This is a genomic window from Paenibacillus sp. Negev47, assembly GCF_058313655.1.
Genome location: NZ_CM177754.1, coordinates 2800955 through 2818428, shown reverse-complemented (window position 1 = coordinate 2818428; position 17474 = coordinate 2800955). Strand labels below are relative to the sequence as shown.

The 17474-nt window shown below is 47.0% G+C and carries 19 protein-coding genes; 8 read left to right on the top strand and 11 right to left on the bottom strand.

The genetic code is table 11. From position 1 onward, the window contains the following. The first annotated feature begins 115 nt into the window (after window positions 1–115). Window positions 116–1027 (top strand): AraC family transcriptional regulator, encoded by a 912-nt coding sequence (locus AC4G47_RS12975; protein ID WP_458122751.1) that lies wholly within the window; start codon window positions 116–118, stop codon window positions 1025–1027. A 49-nt stretch (window positions 1028–1076) separates the two neighbouring features. On the opposite strand, the gene AC4G47_RS12970 is transcribed toward AC4G47_RS12975, so the two are convergent. Together AC4G47_RS12970 and AC4G47_RS12965 are read right to left on the bottom strand one after the other, a co-directional pair. After that, window positions 1077–2480, bottom strand: a complete 1404-nt coding sequence (locus AC4G47_RS12970; RefSeq protein ID WP_491106262.1) for an aldehyde dehydrogenase — start codon at window positions 2478–2480, stop codon at window positions 1077–1079. An 89-nt stretch (window positions 2481–2569) separates the two neighbouring features. After that, window positions 2570–2872: an ArsR/SmtB family transcription factor gene (locus tag AC4G47_RS12965; RefSeq protein ID WP_076331658.1), complete on the bottom strand. Its 303-nt coding sequence runs from the start codon at window positions 2870–2872 to the stop codon at window positions 2570–2572. A gap of 268 nt (window positions 2873–3140) precedes the next feature. Here AC4G47_RS12965 and AC4G47_RS12960 point away from each other — a divergent pair, with 268 nt between their 5' ends. The 5 genes from AC4G47_RS12960 (at window position 3141) to AC4G47_RS12940 (ending at window position 7057) form a co-directional block, all read left to right on the top strand. After that, on the top strand, window positions 3141–3806 hold the full coding sequence (locus AC4G47_RS12960; RefSeq protein WP_336758765.1) for a GntR family transcriptional regulator: 666 nt from the start codon (window positions 3141–3143) through the stop codon (window positions 3804–3806). Between the two features lie 40 nt (window positions 3807–3846). Further along, a complete protein-coding gene (gene uxuA, locus AC4G47_RS12955) occupies window positions 3847–4914 on the top strand; it encodes a mannonate dehydratase (protein ID WP_491106261.1) in 1068 nt (355 codons plus the stop codon). Further along, complete coding sequence (locus tag AC4G47_RS12950; RefSeq protein ID WP_491106260.1) at window positions 4911–5774, top strand: SDR family oxidoreductase; 864 nt, start codon at window positions 4911–4913, stop codon at window positions 5772–5774. Before uxuA ends, AC4G47_RS12950 begins: the two co-directional genes overlap by 4 nt. Window positions 5775–5930: 156 nt before the next feature. Then, a complete protein-coding gene (locus tag AC4G47_RS12945) occupies window positions 5931–6659 on the top strand; it encodes a DUF421 domain-containing protein (RefSeq protein WP_491106259.1) in 729 nt (242 codons plus the stop codon). A 26-nt stretch (window positions 6660–6685) separates the two neighbouring features. Then, entirely contained in the window at window positions 6686–7057 is a 372-nt protein-coding gene (locus AC4G47_RS12940; RefSeq protein ID WP_491106258.1) for a DUF4363 family protein, read from the top strand. Between the two features lie 62 nt (window positions 7058–7119). Here the strand turns inward: AC4G47_RS12940 and AC4G47_RS12935 are convergent, their stop codons facing one another. The 7 genes from AC4G47_RS12935 to AC4G47_RS12905 all read right to left on the bottom strand — a co-directional run bounded on the left by AC4G47_RS12935 (window position 7120) and on the right by AC4G47_RS12905 (window position 12640). Further along, complete coding sequence (locus AC4G47_RS12935) at window positions 7120–7821, bottom strand: M50 family metallopeptidase (protein WP_491106257.1); 702 nt, start codon at window positions 7819–7821, stop codon at window positions 7120–7122. 43 nt (window positions 7822–7864) lie between these two features. Continuing rightward, on the bottom strand, window positions 7865–8347 hold the full coding sequence (locus tag AC4G47_RS12930) for a hypothetical protein (RefSeq protein ID WP_491106256.1): 483 nt from the start codon (window positions 8345–8347) through the stop codon (window positions 7865–7867). A 163-nt stretch (window positions 8348–8510) separates the two neighbouring features. Beyond that, window positions 8511–9632: a metal ABC transporter substrate-binding protein gene (locus tag AC4G47_RS12925; protein ID WP_491106255.1), complete on the bottom strand. Its 1122-nt coding sequence runs from the start codon at window positions 9630–9632 to the stop codon at window positions 8511–8513. Beyond that, on the bottom strand, window positions 9619–10518 hold the full coding sequence (locus AC4G47_RS12920; protein ID WP_458122760.1) for a metal ABC transporter permease: 900 nt from the start codon (window positions 10516–10518) through the stop codon (window positions 9619–9621). Before AC4G47_RS12920 ends, AC4G47_RS12925 begins: the two co-directional genes overlap by 14 nt. Then, complete coding sequence (locus AC4G47_RS12915) at window positions 10464–11171, bottom strand: metal ABC transporter ATP-binding protein (protein WP_482070018.1); 708 nt, start codon at window positions 11169–11171, stop codon at window positions 10464–10466. Before AC4G47_RS12915 ends, AC4G47_RS12920 begins: the two co-directional genes overlap by 55 nt. A gap of 49 nt (window positions 11172–11220) precedes the next feature. Then, entirely contained in the window at window positions 11221–11370 is a 150-nt protein-coding gene (gene rpmG / locus AC4G47_RS12910; protein ID WP_036613813.1) for a 50S ribosomal protein L33, read from the bottom strand. Window positions 11371–11440: 70 nt separating this feature from the next. Beyond that, on the bottom strand, window positions 11441–12640 hold the full coding sequence (locus AC4G47_RS12905; protein ID WP_491106254.1) for a GTP-binding protein: 1200 nt from the start codon (window positions 12638–12640) through the stop codon (window positions 11441–11443). A gap of 273 nt (window positions 12641–12913) precedes the next feature. Between AC4G47_RS12905 and AC4G47_RS12900 the strand changes: the two genes are divergently transcribed. Together AC4G47_RS12900 and AC4G47_RS12895 are read left to right on the top strand one after the other, a co-directional pair. Next, window positions 12914–13954, top strand: a complete 1041-nt coding sequence (locus AC4G47_RS12900) for a permease (RefSeq protein ID WP_491106253.1) — start codon at window positions 12914–12916, stop codon at window positions 13952–13954. 82 nt (window positions 13955–14036) lie between these two features. Further along, a complete protein-coding gene (locus AC4G47_RS12895; protein ID WP_491106252.1) occupies window positions 14037–15020 on the top strand; it encodes a TIGR03943 family putative permease subunit in 984 nt (327 codons plus the stop codon). A 119-nt stretch (window positions 15021–15139) separates the two neighbouring features. On the opposite strand, the gene AC4G47_RS12890 is transcribed toward AC4G47_RS12895, so the two are convergent. Both AC4G47_RS12890 and deoD read right to left on the bottom strand, forming a co-directional pair. Then, window positions 15140–16441: a pyrimidine-nucleoside phosphorylase gene (locus tag AC4G47_RS12890; protein WP_047843307.1), complete on the bottom strand. Its 1302-nt coding sequence runs from the start codon at window positions 16439–16441 to the stop codon at window positions 15140–15142. Between the two features lie 234 nt (window positions 16442–16675). Further along, complete coding sequence (gene deoD / locus AC4G47_RS12885) at window positions 16676–17383, bottom strand: purine-nucleoside phosphorylase (protein ID WP_491106251.1); 708 nt, start codon at window positions 17381–17383, stop codon at window positions 16676–16678. Window positions 17384–17474 lie beyond the last annotated feature (91 nt).

Here is a 17474-nt window from a genome sequence, read left to right as displayed (position 1 = left end):
TTTACCCAAATCAAGCTGATAGACTATAATGAATAAAAGCGGTTACAAAAAAAACGTTTTATAATTGACCTCATAAGTTAACCCAGCATTTCATTAGTTATAAGGGGGATCTTCCATGTCTTCAACTTACTTGCCTCCCGCTTTGGGAGAAAGTGTACATGAAGTTTTTTACCCAGATGTGCAAACGACGGTCAATCTGTTCGCCATTCATCTGCGAAGTGTCGGCACGGACTGGGATTATCCAGCGCATGAGCACCCTCAATATGAATTGAATTATGTCACGGAAGGCGAGCAACGCATGATGGTGAACGGTACCCTGTATATTCAAAAGGCTGGCGAGCTGCTCCTGATTCCTCCAGGAAGCATTCATTCCAGCCAGAGCCATAACGGCAAAGGATTCACCTATTTTTGCATGCATTTTGACATTGATGATCAGTTGTTCCTATCGTTGCTTGCGCGCCTCAAACAAGTACGATTCAGTGCAGATAGTCCGGTTACGCAGCAGATCGAGCCAGTTTTGCGCAAATTGATGTCATCTGCGGATGATGAAGTAGCAAGTACAATGGTGCAGCGCATGCAGTTGCAATCTGCGGTGTTTGAACTATTCGGCCATCTATGGGAGGCGGTCTCTCAGGAAGCAGCGCAATGGTTTACCGACGGTTACGAGAAGGTCGAACTCGCACATCAGATTCGCAATCGATTGCAAGGTCTGATGAGTCAGCAATTCAAACAGGGACATGAGTCCGACAGCCATTATGGCATTGATGATATTGCAGCAGAGCTGGGCATCAGTTCTTCTCACTGTAATCGCGTCTTTAAACAGGTATTTGGTCAGTCACCTCGCGCGGTGTTATCCCAGTTGGTTCTGCATGAAGCAAAGATTCTCCTGGGTAATCCTAAGCTGTCCGTTCAGAATATTGCGGTCATGCTTGGGTACAAGGACATTGCCCACTTCAGTCGTCAATTCAAGCGCTGGTCCGGCATGTCGCCATCCCGTTACCGACAGGAACAGCCTGCTCCGGAATGAAATCCAGTAGCAGGCTGTTTCCCTTTCTTATTTTTAGTAAAGCAACATTTTACTTCAACAAACGTTTAATTAACTTCAGCTTGTTATCATACGGTGGATACAGAATCGGCAGATTCACTTTGGTGCTTTTCTTCAGTACACTTTTGAGATGAGAGAAGGTCTCGAAGCTATACTCCCCATGATACGAGCCAACACCTGAATGACCAACACCGCCAAATGGCAAACGCGGATTCGCTACGTGCGTGATGGTATCGTTAATGCAGCCGCCGCCAAATGAAACTTCCCGCAGCACTTTGTCCTGAATCTGGGTATCGAAAGTAAACAGGTACAAGGCGAGCGGTTTCGGCCGCTTTACGATTTCTATAATGACTTCATCCAGATTACGGTAGCTGATGATGGGTAAAATCGGTCCAAAAATCTCATCTTCCATCGTCGCTGCATCCCAGGATTCCGCATCAATTAGTGTAGGTTCAATAAAGCGATCCTCTTCATCCGAAGCTCCTCCATATATCACTTTGGCCTGATCTCTTTCGATCAGAGTCGTCAGACGTTTAAAATGTCCCTTGTTCACGATTCGCCCATAGTCCTTGTTGTGTTGGATATCTGAACCAAAGAAGGACACGATCGCTGCTTTCATCTCCGCAACTAACTGTTCCTTCACGCGTTCATGCACGAGTAAATAGTCGGGTGCGATGCAGGTCTGTCCTGTATTAAGCAGTTTGCCCCATATAATACGCTCCGCAGCTACTTTGATATCCGCCTGTTCATCGACGATAACCGGACTCTTGCCACCCAATTCCAACGTAACGGGAACCAGATTTTTGGCAGCTGCCTCCATCACAATTTTGCCAACCGGTACACTGCCTGTAAAAAAGATATAGTCAAACGGTGCATTGATCAGCGCTGTCGTTGTGTCTTTGGCACCATCGAGTACCTGAACGTATGCCGGTTCGAATACCGTTGCAATCATTTCACGTACTACAGCGGATACCGCAGGTGTATTCTCTGACGCTTTGAGCACGGCTGTGTTACCTGCCGCAATAGCGCCTACCAATGGTTCGATCAAGAGTTGAAATGGATAATTGAAAGGTCCAATGATCAGTACTGCCCCATAGGGTTCAGGTATAATATAACTTTTCGTACCCAGGAGTGCCATTTGTGTTTTGACTTTAACGGGTTTCACCCATTTTTTTACTTTACGAATGGTGTGTGTGATGCTGTCCATCATGAATCCGATCTCCGTCGTATACGATTCGAACTCACTTTTCCCCAAATCCTGATAGAGGGCTTCTGTCAGTCTGGTCTCGTATTTTTGAATCGCCTGCTTCAGTTGGGTCAGACGGGCAATTCGGACTTCTGCCAAACGTGTGGCCCCCGAACGAAAGAATTGTCGTTGCTGCTCCAAAATCTGTTCAACTTCCTGACGGGTTACTTCCTGTATAGTTGTTATCATATAAGCATACTCCTCTACTTGTATAGATTAAGCGTTTAAACTTACGAACCTATAAGATACATGCAAAAGCATGTTTTATCACCATTAATCTACAGACACTCTTCTTCCAAAGCAGCTACCAGCTCCTTCAGCAGTTCTACCGATGCATTCAATGAAGCCGAATAATAGCGCTGTGTGCCCTTCTGTTCCACAGATATGAGCCCCTTCTCTAACAACAGCTTGAGATGATGAGATATGGCTGGCCGGGATAGGCTGGATTGTTCGGTAATTTCATTTACCGTCATTCTGCCCTTCTCGGTGAGTGTCAGCAAAATGGCTTGACGATGGTTGTCACTTAATACTTGAAATAACGGGATACAGGTTTGAAAAACGCTGATCGCTTTTTGTCCCATGGTGTTCACCTCTATACTATTCTTCGTATATTATTTTCTGTCTGATGTCTGTTGGTTTAAACATTCGAACCTAATGATTGAATTCTACTCTCTACGCGCTAGAACTGCAAGTGAATCATTAAACAAATTCAATATAATGTTGATAAAGCGCTTCCATACTACCATACAAGTATGGTAGTATGTCAAAGAAGGAGTTGAAGTTGTGGAATATACCCCCAAGTTATCATCCAAAGCCGGTTTGTTGCCTGCTGCGAACAGTCTGTCTTCCATGAATAAACAGTCTTACTCCGCTCGGGACGCGGTGTACGTCACGCTTAAAAAGCTGATTTTGAGTCTGAAGCTGCCTCCGGGAACAGCCATTTCAGAGAAAGAAATTTCGTTGGAATTTCAGGTCAGCCGGACACCCGTTCGAGAAAGTTTCGTAAGACTGGCTCAGGAAGGTCTGCTGGAAGTGTATCCACAGCGTGGTACCTACGTCTCTCTGATCCAGGTCGATCTCGTTGAGGAAGCACGATTCATGCGTGAACAGCTTGAACGTGCTGTAATCAGGCTCGCTTGCGAGACCTTTCCAGACGAACAGATGATTGCACTTGAACAGAATCTTGCACGTCAACAGGAATGTAAGATCAAACCGGATGATGAACGAATGTTCCAATTGGATGAGGAATTCCATAGCACTCTTTTTGCAGGCTGCAACAAAAGCAACACCTGGACTGTCATCCAGCAGATGAATGTGCATTTGAATCGAAGCCGCATGCTTCGTCTGTCCTCGGATCACCAGTGGGATCATCTGATTGAACAGCACAGGTCCATGGTTCAGGCTATTCAGCAGCATGATGCCCAGACGGCAGAACGATTGATGCAGGAACATCTGCATTTAACTGTCACCGATTTGGCTGTCCTGCAGGATACATATCCTTCCTATTTTCAATGATTGAATTCTTCTTACTACTATTCATGATGAGGTGAACGTGATGAGAATGGTTTTTCGCTGGTTCGGCGAAGGCAATGACACGGTAACACTGGATCACATCCGCCAGATTCCGGGTGTTGAAGGTATTGTGTGGGCTCTACACGATGTTCCTGTTGGCGAGGAATGGCCCATGGACAAAATACTCGCGGTCAAAGCGGCAGCGGACAAGGCCGGGTTACATCTGGATGTCGTCGAGAGTGTGAACATCCATGAGGATATCAAGTTGGGCCTGCCATCAAGGGATAAATACATTGCGAACTATATTAAAACGATGGAGAAACTGGCTCAGGTGGGTGTGAAGGTCATCTGTTACAACTTTATGCCGATCTTCGACTGGCTTCGCACGGATATGCACAAGGAAATGGAGGATGGCTCAACTGCCCTCTTCTATGAGCACAGTAAACTCGCAGATATAGAACCTCTAGAACTCGTTCGACGCATTACGGAAAACTCCGCACTCACCATGCCAGGTTGGGAACCGGAACGATTGCAGTATTTAACAGGTCTGTTCGAAGCCTATAAAGATGTGACAGAAGATCATATGTGGGAGCATGCCCGTTACTTCCTGCAAGAAATTATTCCTACAGCGGAGCGACTGGGGATTCGCATGGCCATCCATCCGGATGACCCGCCATGGCCGATCTTCGGATTACCAAAGATTATTACGAGCCAGGAGAATGTTCGCAAATACCTGAATCTCTATGATAGTCCTTATAACAGCGTGACGCTATGCAGTGGCTCTTTGGGAGCGAATGCTGACAATGATATTATCGGGATGATTCACGAATTCAAGGACCGGATTCCTTTTGCCCATATACGTAATGTCAAAATCTATGATAACGGCGACTTTATTGAAACGTCACACCGTAGTCAAGATGGAAGCGTCGATATTGCGGGAGTTGTTGAGGCTTACCATGATATTGGTTATGAAGGTTATGCAAGACCCGACCACGGTCGTCATCTCTGGGGGGAACAGTGCCGACCTGGTTATGGGCTCTATGATCGGGCTCTGGGAATCATGTATCTGTGGGGCGTCTGGGATTCGTTGCAAAGGAGGGCAAAAGCATGAGTGAACATCACTTTGAACGCTCATCTCGTCTCGAAGGCAGAACGGCTGTAATTACCGGAGGTGCTGGAGTACTATGCCGATCCATGGCGGAAGAACTTGCTCGGCACGGTGCAAGTGTAGCCATCCTGAACCGCACCGTGTCCAAGGGTCAGGAAGTTGTAGCTGCCATTGAAGCTGCCGGTGGCAGAGCAATTGCTGTAGCCTGTGATGTAACCCAAGCCGATAGCGTGCAAGCGGCAGCAGATGCGGTGCTGGAACAGCTCGGTCCCTGTGATATTCTGATTAACGGCGCCGGTGGCAATAACGCCAGTGCCAATACTACGAATGAAATATTCAGACTGGAAGATCTGGAACAGCAGGACGTCACGACGTTTTTTGATGTAAGCGTAGAGGGATTTCGTCAGGTGATGGATCTGAATTTTGTCGGTTCCCTCATTCCTACTCAGATCTTTGCAAGGCATATGATTGAACGTGATGTTCCGGCGACTGTCATCAATATTTCTTCCATGAGCGCCCCGTCGCCCATGACCAAAGTTCCAGCGTATAGTGCTGCCAAGGCAGCGATTAACAACTTCACGCAGTGGCTCGCTGTACATCTGGCTGAATCCGGTATTCGTGTCAACGCCATTGCACCCGGGTTCTTCCTGACAGAGCAAAACCGTAATCTATTGCTGCAGCCAGACGGTTCTCCTACGGAACGTTCGAGTAAAATCATTGCGCATACTCCTATGCGCCGCTTCGGCAAACCGGAAGATCTGCTCGGCACGTTGATGTGGCTTGCGGATGAAAGACAATCCGGCTTCGTCACAGGCACAGTTATCCCTGTAGATGGCGGATTTATGGCCTATTCCGGTGTCTAATATTCTCTTTTTCTAATAGGCGTGAACTCAACCGTATCTATTGATATCTTCTGATCCGGAGTCCAGTGCATCCACACGGGCTTCGGATTTTTGCGTTCAGAATAAGATTGAATATTGTTGGCAAAGATTGTGAATGTAAAGGAAGGTGAACCATATATGATGGAAGAAACCTGGGTTGTCGCCGTACGCTCTATTATTGCCTTTCTGACTCTGATCATCTACACAAGGGTGCTGGGCAAACAGCAGATGGGTAACTTGACGTATTTTGATTATATTAACGGCATCACAATTGGTTCCATTGCAGGGACTTTCGCAACCGATCTCTCATCGAAGGCGTGGATTCATTTTGTCGCCTTGACCATTTTCACACTGATCACGATCGTCTTTCAGTTCGTAACGCTGAAAAATCGAACCCTCTCCAAACTGATGGATTCCGATCCTACTCTGGTCATTCAGAACGGCAAAATTTTGGAACAGAATTTGCATAAAATGCGTGTGAAATTCGACGAACTCACCGTAATGCTGCGGCAAAAGGATGTATTTGATATCACTACAATTGACTATGCAATCATGGAACCCGATGGCAGTCTCTCCGTAGTGTTAAAACCTGAGAATCAGCCTCTTACAGCTAAAGATATGCATATGCATCCCCCGAAAAGCAAGCTGATGACCGAACTGATCATTGATGGTGTTCTGATTAAACAGAACCTACACGAGAGAAATAAGGATATCCAGTGGCTTACCGAACAACTAAAGAAGCAGAAAGTGACGATTCAGGATATTGCATTTGCTGCCATCCTACCCAATGACAAATTGTACATTGATCTCTTCGATGATCGTTTTAAAGAAAAAACAGATATGGGTGACTATGAAGGACCATTCTAGATGTTTACATTGCGGGAGGCGGTTGAATGAAAACACGTTTCTGGTTGCTATATGTACTTCCGATCTTTTTGATCTTGCTATTCGTAGCGATCATGGCCAGCGGATCGTTTCTCAAAAAACCATTTGGTACCCAAGATCGCTTGCTCGAATCGGTGCAAACGCTGGAAAAGCACGTTGAGGGCAAACAGTGGACGGCAGCCAAGTCACAGATTGATTATGCGATGCAGGCTTGGGAACGAATCGTAGACCGGATTCAATTCAGTGTCGAACGTGAGACGATATACGATATTTTGGGTACTCTCGCACGGATTAAGGGCGGCGTTGCCGCAGAGGATGACAAGGCGATCATGGAGGAAATCTATTACTTTTACGTGTTATGGGACAACTTAGGGGGTTGATTGGCCGCATCAAAAAGCACCTCCTTTGTCGAAAAAGGAAGTGCCTTTTAGCGTTCTATCCGTTACGCTCTTTTTACTCGGCGAGCTCTTGGTGCACGTAGCGTGCTTTCTTTGCGGAAAAAGAGAGTGAGTGCTCTGTTCGCACACCACAGTGCAAACAGAGCAAACAGCGTGCCCCAGAACAGCGCGGGAAGGAATGTCTGCTGAGCGAGATTCGCTGCATCCCCTGCCCGTGAAGGCTGCGTCCAGGACATTAATCCAACGTACACAGCACTAACAACGGACTCTTCCAGTGTAAGAAACGCCAGTAACAGATAATAGAACTTCACGATCTTGGCGCCAAAAATCATAATGACAACGTTCAGAACGATGAACCCGGTCAGCCATAACATGCCGAACTCTCCTCTTACATATAACAGGAGTGACACCAGTGCTACAGCCGTCATGATCCCCAGTCCCCACATATGCAAGCCTTTGCGATATAAGTAGAACAACAGCCAGGCAAACAGTGATGCACTGATATATCCCGCCAGAGAAACCAGGATCGATCTGCCTGGCGTCAGCATGGACGAATACGTTACACCGCTATGATCAGCGTACAATTCAATCCGCAGCACTTTACCAGACAATAACAGCGTCATCAATGCATGACCGAATTCGTGAATCATCGTATCCAGGTTACGGAACAAGGACGAGAATGGGATGAATCGTGTAAGAAAGACGGAGCCTAGCAGGAAAAGTATCGTTTTGACCCACTTATTCAATCGTGTCATACCTCCTTTACCTTGAAGTTAACAAGCCTATCCTTTATATTACGCTTTTTTCACTCGATTCGTTTCGGCTTCCGAACTGTAAGGCGCAGTGCTCCATCCACCAGCAGAAGCTCCGATTGTGTCCAATGAAAAAAGAAGATAGATCATAGCGGCCCTTCTCAGCCTCTAGCGTAACGAGCAGTCGATTCCGCATCCGAATAAGTGCATAGTGCACGAATTGATCCGCAACTTCACTTTGCACAAGGGTAACATAAGCATAGAGGGAATGATCGACGGGTTCATCAAGCGGACTCACCCCTGCACATGAAAATTCCGTCTTGACCCCCGCATTCTGAAGTATGGATAATGCGTTCACGAGCTCGGCATCCACTTCAACGCCATTCCATATCTCCGTTTTCTTCGCGGATACTGTATGTTTGTCACGCTCCGTCCAGTTTATCAGCTCCAGCTTGCGCCGTCTCCACAGATGGGCGGGCTGTTCACTTAATAGCACTTCATGTTCTTCATTTGAATTCATCTAAGGCTTCCTCCTGTTCTCCTCTATCCGGTCACCTTAAACGAAGCAGAGAGCACATCACTGTGCTCTCTGCTTCGCAAAAAGGCAAAGGAATGGCACTCCATTCCTCAGCATGTTGTATTATTGTACCTTTTTCGGTGACAGGCATCAAATCGATCTTTTATTATTCGTTCAGTGCCAGTTTCAGTGCCTCCAGATTCTGTCTCATCACGCTAATGTAGTCCATTCCCGCCGCAATTTCTTCCTCGGTGAGTCCCTCAAGCGGGTTTAATACAGCCGTTTTGGCCCCCACTTCACTTGCAATCGTCTCAGATACTTTGGATGAAACCAGTGTTTCGAAGAAAATCGTCTTCACCTGATGCTCTTTCGCAAAATCAATAACGGATGCCATCTGCGCTGCCGAAGGTTCCTGCTCAGGGGATAGCCCGGCAATAGGTACCTGCTGCAGATCATATTCTTTAGCCAGATAACCAAATGCAGCGTGTTGTGTGATGAAATCTTTGCGTTTGCTATCCGTCACAGCCGCCTTGAAGTCCTGATCCAGTGACTCCAATTGAACAATGTAAGCATCTGCATTTTGCTTGAACTGTGCAGCGTGTTCTGGAGCAGCCTGCGCCAATCCCGCTTCAATATTGCGTACTTCCGTTACAGCCAGTGCAGGCGACAGCCATACGTGGGGATCCAGTCCACCATGATCATGTCCATGTCCTTCTTCTGCCTCGGCGTCATGATCATGGTCGTGTTCTTCAGTAGTCGCTTCATCTGCATGATCGTGGTCGTGATCATGCTCTTCTGTAGTCGCTTCATTCGCATGGTCATGATCGTGTTCGTGTTCTGTTGCCTCTGTATGTTCATGATGGTGATCATGCTCTCCACCTTCAAGCAGGTTGATGCCCTTGCTTGCTTCCACCTGAATGAGTGAAGTGTTACTCAGACTTCCGGTGACCTGATCAATCCATGATTCCATACCTGCACCGTTGAATACAAGCACATCCGCTTTCTCAATGCTGGCAATGTCCTGTGGTGTTGGCTCCCAATCATGAGGCTCCATACCCGCTGGAACGAGCGTATGTACATCCGCTAGGTCGCCTGCTACATTTTTAGTGAATTCGTACATGGGATAGAAACTAACCTGCACGTTTAATTTTGCGGTTTCCGTCTCGGCTGGAACGGGAGTGCCCGTCGAAGCTGCGCTGGTATCGGAAGCGGATTTCTGTCCGCAACCTGCGACGATAAGTGTCAGACTGAATAACAGTCCGAGCGCTGTTTTTTTACTGAATTTCATGTGATGTATTCCTCCTTGAATGGATAACTAACGTTGCTCGTTGTTCTTGTTGATTTCTCTCTTTACGGTGACGCTTGCGGTTGTATCGTGCAATCAGCTTTTGCGCTGATATTCCAGTCAATAGGAAGACCAACAGGATGAGAGCAATCGTTCCTCCCGGTGGTGTATTTAGATGGTAAGATGTTGTCAGTCCGCTAAAAATACCGATTACCCCCGTGATTACCGCGACGATCATCGCTGCTGTAAAACTGCGAGATACTCGGAGTGCCAAGGCAGCGGGTAATACGATGAGAGCAGATACCAGCAACACACCTACAATCGGCATGGCTGAAGCTACAGTCATTCCTGTCAAAATGGCAAATGCAAACGATAATCCTCTCACTTGAACGCCTCCAATGGAAGCTGTCTCTTCATCAAACGTAAGGCTATAGAGCGGTCTTCGGAGAATGATGAAAAAAAGCAAACCTGTGACACATACACCTGCCATCATCCACAACTGCATATCGCTAACCGCGACAATTGATCCAAATAAGTATGAGCTGAATGTTTTGGACAGATTCGTTTTCAGACTCATCAATACCACCGCAAGGGCTAGCCCCGAGGTCATAATGATTGCAACAGGAACCTCGCTATAGGTTCGGTAACTTCGACGGAGTTGTTCAACCAGTAATGCACCAATAATGGCAATGGCGAATCCGCAGATGACCGGGTTAAGATTCATGACCGAACCTAACGCTACACCTGCGAGTGAGACATGGGATAACGTGTCTGCCATAAGAACCTGCCGTCTGAGCATCAGATAGACACCCAGAATCGGAGCTATGACCCCAATCAGTCCACCTGCCCAAAAGGCACGTTGCATGAATTCGTACTCAAACACTGCCATTCCTCACTTTCTTGCCGCTCCAGGGTAATGGTACGGTCCAATCGATCTCCCATTTCTTCCAACCCGTGAGTAACCATTATAATCGTTAACCCATGAACATCCGTATAATGGCGCATCAGATCGTAGAAGCCCTCTCGGCTGCGTCGGTCCATCCCCGTTGTCGGCTCATCCAGTACCAGAACCTGCGGTTGCCCAGCCATGGCTCTGGCAATACAGATCCGCTGCTTCTGTCCACCGGACAACTCACCGACACGTGTATTCCGATATTCCCACATGCCGACCTCACGCAAACTGCGTTCAACGATGGCATCCTGCTCCGATGTAAATCTGCGAAAAAGTCCCAGTCTGGTATAACATCCGGATCGGACCAGTTCATTCACCGTGCTAGGGAATCCACTATTAAACGATGCCACCTGCTGGGGCACATAACCGATATTGGAGTTGTTCCCGCGTTTCATCTGGGGACTCATATGTATCGTGCCACTCCAGGGCTTCAACAGCCCCAGCAGCAGCTTTAACAGGGTTGTTTTGGCAGAACCATTAGGGCCAGTAATGCCTATGAACTCTCCCACATGGATATCCAGCGACAGTTGATCAATGACTGGCTCTTTGCCATATCCGAATACAACATCACGCATGGAAGATAGTATCATGCCACTCCCTCTTTTCGTAAATATTACGATTTAAAATGAACAAAAAAATTTAGCGTGTTTCCCGGTGGATCGTCATTTTCTTCAAACGAGGTGAGTACTTCTTCATCTCCAGACGCTCTGGATGGTTACGCTTGTTCTTGGTTGTTGTATAGTTGCGATCCCCACACTCGGTGCAGGCTAAGGTTACAATGACTCTCATGGTTGTTGCCTCCTCTTTTTTAATCGTAATAATTACTATTTAATGATATTAGCCTATGCTTTTTCTTTTGTCAACTCCATGCCGGAAAAGGATCTTTCAGTTCACGCCAGTTCATCCACATCTCTTCTTCCGTAAGAAGGGTCTCATCCAAAGTACGTTCAATCTCTGCGCGGTCCATGTCAATGCCGATAAATACCAATTTCGTCACCCGATCGCCCCACTCATCATCCCAATCCGGTATGTTTGGCAATGTATCACCAAAGTGAAGTTGTCTTTCCTCCTCACTCATCGCACCTACCCATATTCCTGCTGGCGCAAGCTGCTTTGATGTACCTGCATGACTGAAAGAGATCGCCATATGGTTTCTTGTCGCCAGCCACATCAGACCTTTGGATCGCACGATGCTATCTGGATATTTCGCAATCCAACGCAGCAACCTTTCCGGGTGGAATGGACGTTTTCGATGATAGACAAATGAATGAATTCCATATTCTTCAGTCTCCGGGGTATGTTCTTCTTTCATCAATTCGCGGATCCAACCCGCGGACTGGCTTGCTTTTTCAAAATCAAAACGTCCCGTATTCAATATCTCTCTCGGATCAATCTGCCCATGTGTCGTGCGAATGAGCTTGGCTTCCGGTTGCATGGCGTGCAGGGCCTTCTCAAGCTTCGTCAGTTCTTCCTCTGACACCAGATCACATTTGTTCAGAATCAACACATCACAGAATTCCACCTGATCTGTCAGCAGATGAACGATTCCGCGAACATCGTCTTCCCCCGCTTGCTGTCCACGGTCCTTCAATGTTTCTTTGGAATAAAAGTCACGCCAGAACTGAGCAGCATCAACAACCGTAACCATCGTGTCGAGTCGGGTGAATTTCGTCAAATCAATGCCGAGTTCCTCGTCGATATACGTAAACGTCTGCGCAACAGGTACCGGTTCACCAATACCCGTCGATTCGATCAATATGTAGTCAAAAGAACCCTCCAGCGCCAGCCGCTCAACTTCTTTCAGCAGATCCTCCCGTAAAGTGCAGCAGATGCACCCATTCGACATCTCAACCAGTTTCTCATCAATACGCGATAATCCTCCACCATCTCGTATTACGCCTGCATCGATATTAACCTCACTAAGATCATTGACGATGACAGCAACACGCATCCCCTCACGGTTATGAAGCACATGATTGAGCAGTGTCGTTTTGCCTGCACCCAAATATCCACTAAGTACGGTTACTGGAACCCGTTGTTGAACCTGTTGATCTGACATTTCTGCTTCCTCCATTCTGCTTAAGTTGGATTGACTAATCTTCTTTCTGAGCCTATGAGAGAGCAAAAATAGACTCCCTTTCCTTAATCGTAATAATTACTATTAAGGATGATCAATCCGAACTATACCGCAGTTTTCTTTGGGTTGTCAACTCTAATATGATGAAGAATCTTGATTAATCGTAAAAATGTTGATTAGAACATAGGAATGATGTATGTTGCTGCACGTACAAGCATATATTTTATCAAAGTCCTAGTTGTGGAGGTCTGTTTCATGAAAATGGCAGCCAATCTGAAGCTCCTTTCCTTCCTGATCCCTTGTGCATTTCTTGTTCCCGTGTTGATCACGATGGCTCCAGACCTGAAGGAAGCATGGAACAGTGAAGCTTTGCAAAATATGAAAACGGTATTCATAGGTATCTTTCTTGAAGCTGCTCCTTTTCTGCTCATGGGTGTGCTATTGTCCTCGCTCATGCAGTGGTTCGTATCCGAAGAAATGGTCCGCAAACTCACGCCCAAGAATCCGATCGGCGGTGTGCTGGTTGCAGGACTGCTCGGTATTATTTTTCCCATCTGTGAATGTGGCATGATCCCGGTAGTGAGACGATTAATGCACAAAGGAATGCCTGCCTATATCGCAGTTACGTTCATCTTGAGTGGTCCCGTAGTGAATCCCATCGTATTTACCGCAACCTTGCTTGCCTTTCCCTCCCATCCTGAGATTACCATTGCCCGTATGGGACTGGCCTTTGCCGTAGCAGCTTCCATAGGCATGCTCGTGTATGTGTTCGTTCGTCGAAATCCCCTTCGGATGCCAAAAGTCGCAGTGACAGAGGTCAAGACGCATCCTGGATTTAAAATGGCGCAATCTCATGCTCATGCACACGCAAATGCACATGATCATAACCATGTGAAAAACTGGCGCAGCTTCTTCATTCATGCCGGAGATGAATTCGTCGATATGAGCAAATATCTGGTGATCGGTGCCCTGATTACAGCCTGCATCCAGACATTCATTAGCCGCAGCGATCTGATCTCACTTGGCAATGGTCCTGTCGCCTCTTATGTGTTCATGATGGGATTTGCTTATGTATTGTCCCTCTGCTCCACTTCTGATGCTTTTGTGGCTTCTGCGTTCTCACATACGTTTGCACTGGGGCCGCTGGTATCCTTCCTTGTACTTGGTCCAATGCTGGATTTCAAAAGCACCCTGATGCTGCTCTCGACCTTCCGTACCCGGTTTGTTATTGGTCTAAGTCTAGCGATTATCATACTCGTCTTCGCCGGCTCGTGGTTGATTAATCTGCTGGTATAAAAGTTGAAGAAAATACTTCATGACCTAAATGGTTAATCACATGAACTTTCATACTGACTATCAATAGAGAGGAGGTGATGATATGAACCACACGGTCTATACAATGACCAAACCTCCAGTTCCAAAATCACACATCATTCAATGGCATAACCTGATCCGTGCGGGCTGGATCGGCGGGTTGGCAGTCTACATTATTCACTTGAATTCAAGTGATTCGCTTCATTATTATTTGGCTCCTACCATGCAAAAACTGCTGTTATGCTGCCCCGTTCCCTTATTGTTTATTGCCGTTATCATGGCCTGGCATGGACTGTTCAGTAGTAACGAGGTTCATTGCGATTGTGAGCATCCACCCCCTTCCGGTTTCCTACGCAGCTTGTTGGTATATGGTCTGATTGCTATACCCTTATTGCTGGGGTTTCTGTTACCTGATCGGGCTCTCGGCAGCTCCATGGCCAGTCAGAAAGGGATGTCTCTCACCTATGCCCCTCCCGAGATTCGTCGGAAAGAACCTTTACCTGATCCGGTAACGCAGTTGAATGTACAAGATCTCACACAACAACCAACGGCTGTTCAGTCTGCATCAGCTACCAAAGTACAATTCGTCCCTCCAGATGAGTACAGCCGCGAATTCGCTGAGTTGGCGGAGAAATTGTATGCGGAACCCGTCATTAAGGTTTATCCCGAGATTTTCTCTGAAACACTCGGCACAATCGACATGTTCCAGCGACAATTTGCAGGCAAAGATATCTCGTTAACCGGTTTTGTCTACCGTGACAAAAGCATGGATCATGAATCACATTTTGCACTGGGACGATTTCTCGTCATGTGCTGCCCCGCTGATGCGGCTCCCTTCGGTGTGATGATTCACATCCCCGACGCGGATAGCTTCCCTACAGATAGTTGGGTACAAATCGATGGCAGCATCGGCTCTGCACAGGTGAACAGTAAGGATACGATTGAGATTCGCGCCACAAAGGTGACACCTGTATCCGAGCCATCCACGCCTTATATTTATACCAATGCGGACTCGGTGATGGCGTATGAGAAAATAAAGAGCCAATGATTGCTAGTAGTAACAACGTGCGCCTCAACGACAAAAAACCCCAAAGCTATGGATTACATCGCTTTGGGGCTTTCATATTCAGTCAGACATGAGATTACATCTCGTCTGCTCTGAATGTATTATTCCGTTACGATATCATGAACCAATACAGGCGCATCGGCATGATCCGCAATCGTAATGTTTTCTTTGATCTTCGCGATGACGTCTGCCACGTCTTCACGATTGGCATGGATCGTTACGAGGGACTCACCAGCTTTGACTGGATCACCGACTTTTTTGTTCAGCATCAGACCAACCGCGAGATCGATCTCGGACTCTTTCGTTGCGCGGCCTGCGCCGAGCAGCATTGCTGCAGTTCCGATTTCGTCAGCGACGATTCCGGCAACATAGCCGTCTTTGTCTGCTGGAACTTCAACCAGATACTGTGCTTGAGGCAAGCGATCCGGATGATCCACAACCGAAGCATCTCCGCCTTGATTTGCCAGGAAATCTTTGAATTTCTCCAGTGCCTTACCGTTCTGGATCACTTCTTTTAATTTCTCCTCAGCGTGCTCCAAGGAATCTGCCTTGCCAGCAAGGAATACCATCTGACGGCCAAGAGCCATACACAGTTCTTCCAGATCTTTCGGACCTTTACCTTGCAGGGTGAGGATGGCTTCTTTCACTTCAAGCGCGTTACCAATCGCCAGACCCAGTGGTTGGGACATATCGGAGATAACAGCCATCGTTTTACGGCCAACATTGTTACCGATGCTTACCATGGCATGTGCCAATTCTTTGGCATCTTCTGTTGTCTTCATGAATGCACCTGCACCCGTTTTAACATCCAATACGATTGCATCAGCACCTGCTGCAATTTTCTTGCTCATGATGGAGCTGGCGATCAATGGAATGGAGTTAACGGTAGCTGTTACGTCACGCAGTGCATAGAGCTTTTTGTCTGCAGGCGTAAGGTTACCACTTTGTCCAATAACTGCAACCTTGTGTTCGTTTACAAGACGAATGAACTCTTCTTTTTCAAGCTCTACGTGGAAACCGGCAACGGATTCCAGTTTGTCTGTTGTACCACCCGTGTGACCAAGTCCACGTCCGGACATTTTGGCAACAGGAACATCCAGCGCAGCAACGAGCGGAGCGAGTACCAGTGTCGTCGTATCGCCCACACCTCCTGTGGAGTGCTTGTCTACTTTGATGCCTTCGATAGCGGACAGGTCGATTGTTTCACCGGAATTCACCATCGACATCGTCAGATCGGCGCGTTCCTTATCTGTCATATCCTTAAAGAATACCGCCATCGCCCATGCGCTGACTTGGTAGTCCGGGATCTCTCCTTGTGTATATCCTTGTACAACAAAATCAATCTCAGCCGTTGTCAGTTCTTTTCCGTCGCGTTTCTTGGCAATAATGTCTACCATTCTCATGATGATCTCTCCTTGTGTGTGTATTGATTGTACAGAACACTTTGATGTTAATTCGTTCCGGCTCCGGATCGTCCTTTTGATCGCTGTTATCTCCAAGTTTTTTTGATTCCATTTTGCAATGGAGAAAACTCGGAGACAAAGGCGAACGCTTCGCTTCTTCAGAATCGATTCCGGTTCCTTCACTCCGTGCTTAAAACAAAAGTTTCGATTAAAATCAATGATTATGAATAACAATTACAGTGTGATTGCTGTATCCAGGGCAACTACCATCATGTCGTTGAACGTTTTTTGGCGCTCTTCGGCAGATGTTTCTTCGCCTGTCAGCAAGTGGTCACTTACCGTCAGGATGGTCAGTGCGTTAACACCGAACTTGGCAGCGATGGTGTACAATGCTGTTGTTTCCATCTCTACGCCCAGTACGCCGTGCTTCATGAGTTTCTCGGTAACGGAACGGTCATCGCGGTAGAATGAATCGGAGCTGAACACGTTACCTACGTGAATCTTCATGCCTTTGGCTGTTGCACGGTCATACGCTTCTTTCAGCAGGGAGAAGGTAGCGATTGGCGAGAAGTCATATCCACCGAATACGTGTTTGTTCATGCTGGAATCTGTACATGCTGCTTGTGCAAGGATAATGTCACGTACACGGACATGCTCCTGCATACCGCCACAAGTACCTACACGAATCAGGTTTTTCACACCATATTCGCTGATCAACTCGTTAGCATAGATCGCGAAGGACGGGATACCCATTCCTGAACCTTGCACCGAAATCCGGTGCCCTTGATATGTACCAGTAAAACCAAGCATTCCGCGAACTTCGTTGTAACATACAACATCTTCAAGGTACGTATCTGCAATATATTTCGCGCGTAAAGGATCTCCTGGCAATAGGATCGTTTCTGCGATATCTCCGGGTTTTGCTCCAATATGAGTACTCATGAATGAATCTCCTCCAGTTATATGTTTAGTCTATTATGATGGCAGGAACCGGAGCAGTCTCAGCCACTCCGACATCCCCTATCCAGTTTTA

Bases quoted from the DNA above. Each gene is read 5' to 3' on its own strand.
- AC4G47_RS12975 (WP_458122751.1), top strand. From the start codon at position 116: ATGTCTTCAACTTACTTGCCTCCCGCTTTGGGAGAAAGTGTACATGAA.
- AC4G47_RS12970 (WP_491106262.1), bottom strand. From the start codon at position 2,480: ATGATAACAACTATACAGGAAGTAACCCGTCAGGAAGTTGAACAGATT.
- AC4G47_RS12965 (WP_076331658.1), bottom strand. From the start codon at position 2,872: ATGGGACAAAAAGCGATCAGCGTTTTTCAAACCTGTATCCCGTTATTT.
- AC4G47_RS12960 (WP_336758765.1), top strand. From the start codon at position 3,141: ATGAATAAACAGTCTTACTCCGCTCGGGACGCGGTGTACGTCACGCTT.
- uxuA (WP_491106261.1), top strand. From the start codon at position 3,847: ATGAGAATGGTTTTTCGCTGGTTCGGCGAAGGCAATGACACGGTAACA.
- AC4G47_RS12950 (WP_491106260.1), top strand. From the start codon at position 4,911: ATGAGTGAACATCACTTTGAACGCTCATCTCGTCTCGAAGGCAGAACG.
- AC4G47_RS12945 (WP_491106259.1), top strand. From the start codon at position 5,931: ATGATGGAAGAAACCTGGGTTGTCGCCGTACGCTCTATTATTGCCTTT.
- AC4G47_RS12940 (WP_491106258.1), top strand. From the start codon at position 6,686: ATGAAAACACGTTTCTGGTTGCTATATGTACTTCCGATCTTTTTGATC.
- AC4G47_RS12930 (WP_491106256.1), bottom strand. From the start codon at position 8,347: ATGAATTCAAATGAAGAACATGAAGTGCTATTAAGTGAACAGCCCGCC.
- AC4G47_RS12925 (WP_491106255.1), bottom strand. From the start codon at position 9,632: ATGAAATTCAGTAAAAAAACAGCGCTCGGACTGTTATTCAGTCTGACA.
- AC4G47_RS12920 (WP_458122760.1), bottom strand. From the start codon at position 10,518: ATGGCAGTGTTTGAGTACGAATTCATGCAACGTGCCTTTTGGGCAGGT.
- AC4G47_RS12915 (WP_482070018.1), bottom strand. From the start codon at position 11,171: ATGATACTATCTTCCATGCGTGATGTTGTATTCGGATATGGCAAAGAG.
- rpmG (WP_036613813.1), bottom strand. From the start codon at position 11,370: ATGAGAGTCATTGTAACCTTAGCCTGCACCGAGTGTGGGGATCGCAAC.
- AC4G47_RS12905 (WP_491106254.1), bottom strand. From the start codon at position 12,640: ATGTCAGATCAACAGGTTCAACAACGGGTTCCAGTAACCGTACTTAGT.
- AC4G47_RS12900 (WP_491106253.1), top strand. From the start codon at position 12,914: ATGAAAATGGCAGCCAATCTGAAGCTCCTTTCCTTCCTGATCCCTTGT.
- AC4G47_RS12895 (WP_491106252.1), top strand. From the start codon at position 14,037: ATGAACCACACGGTCTATACAATGACCAAACCTCCAGTTCCAAAATCA.
- AC4G47_RS12890 (WP_047843307.1), bottom strand. From the start codon at position 16,441: ATGAGAATGGTAGACATTATTGCCAAGAAACGCGACGGAAAAGAACTG.
- deoD (WP_491106251.1), bottom strand. From the start codon at position 17,383: ATGAGTACTCATATTGGAGCAAAACCCGGAGATATCGCAGAAACGATC.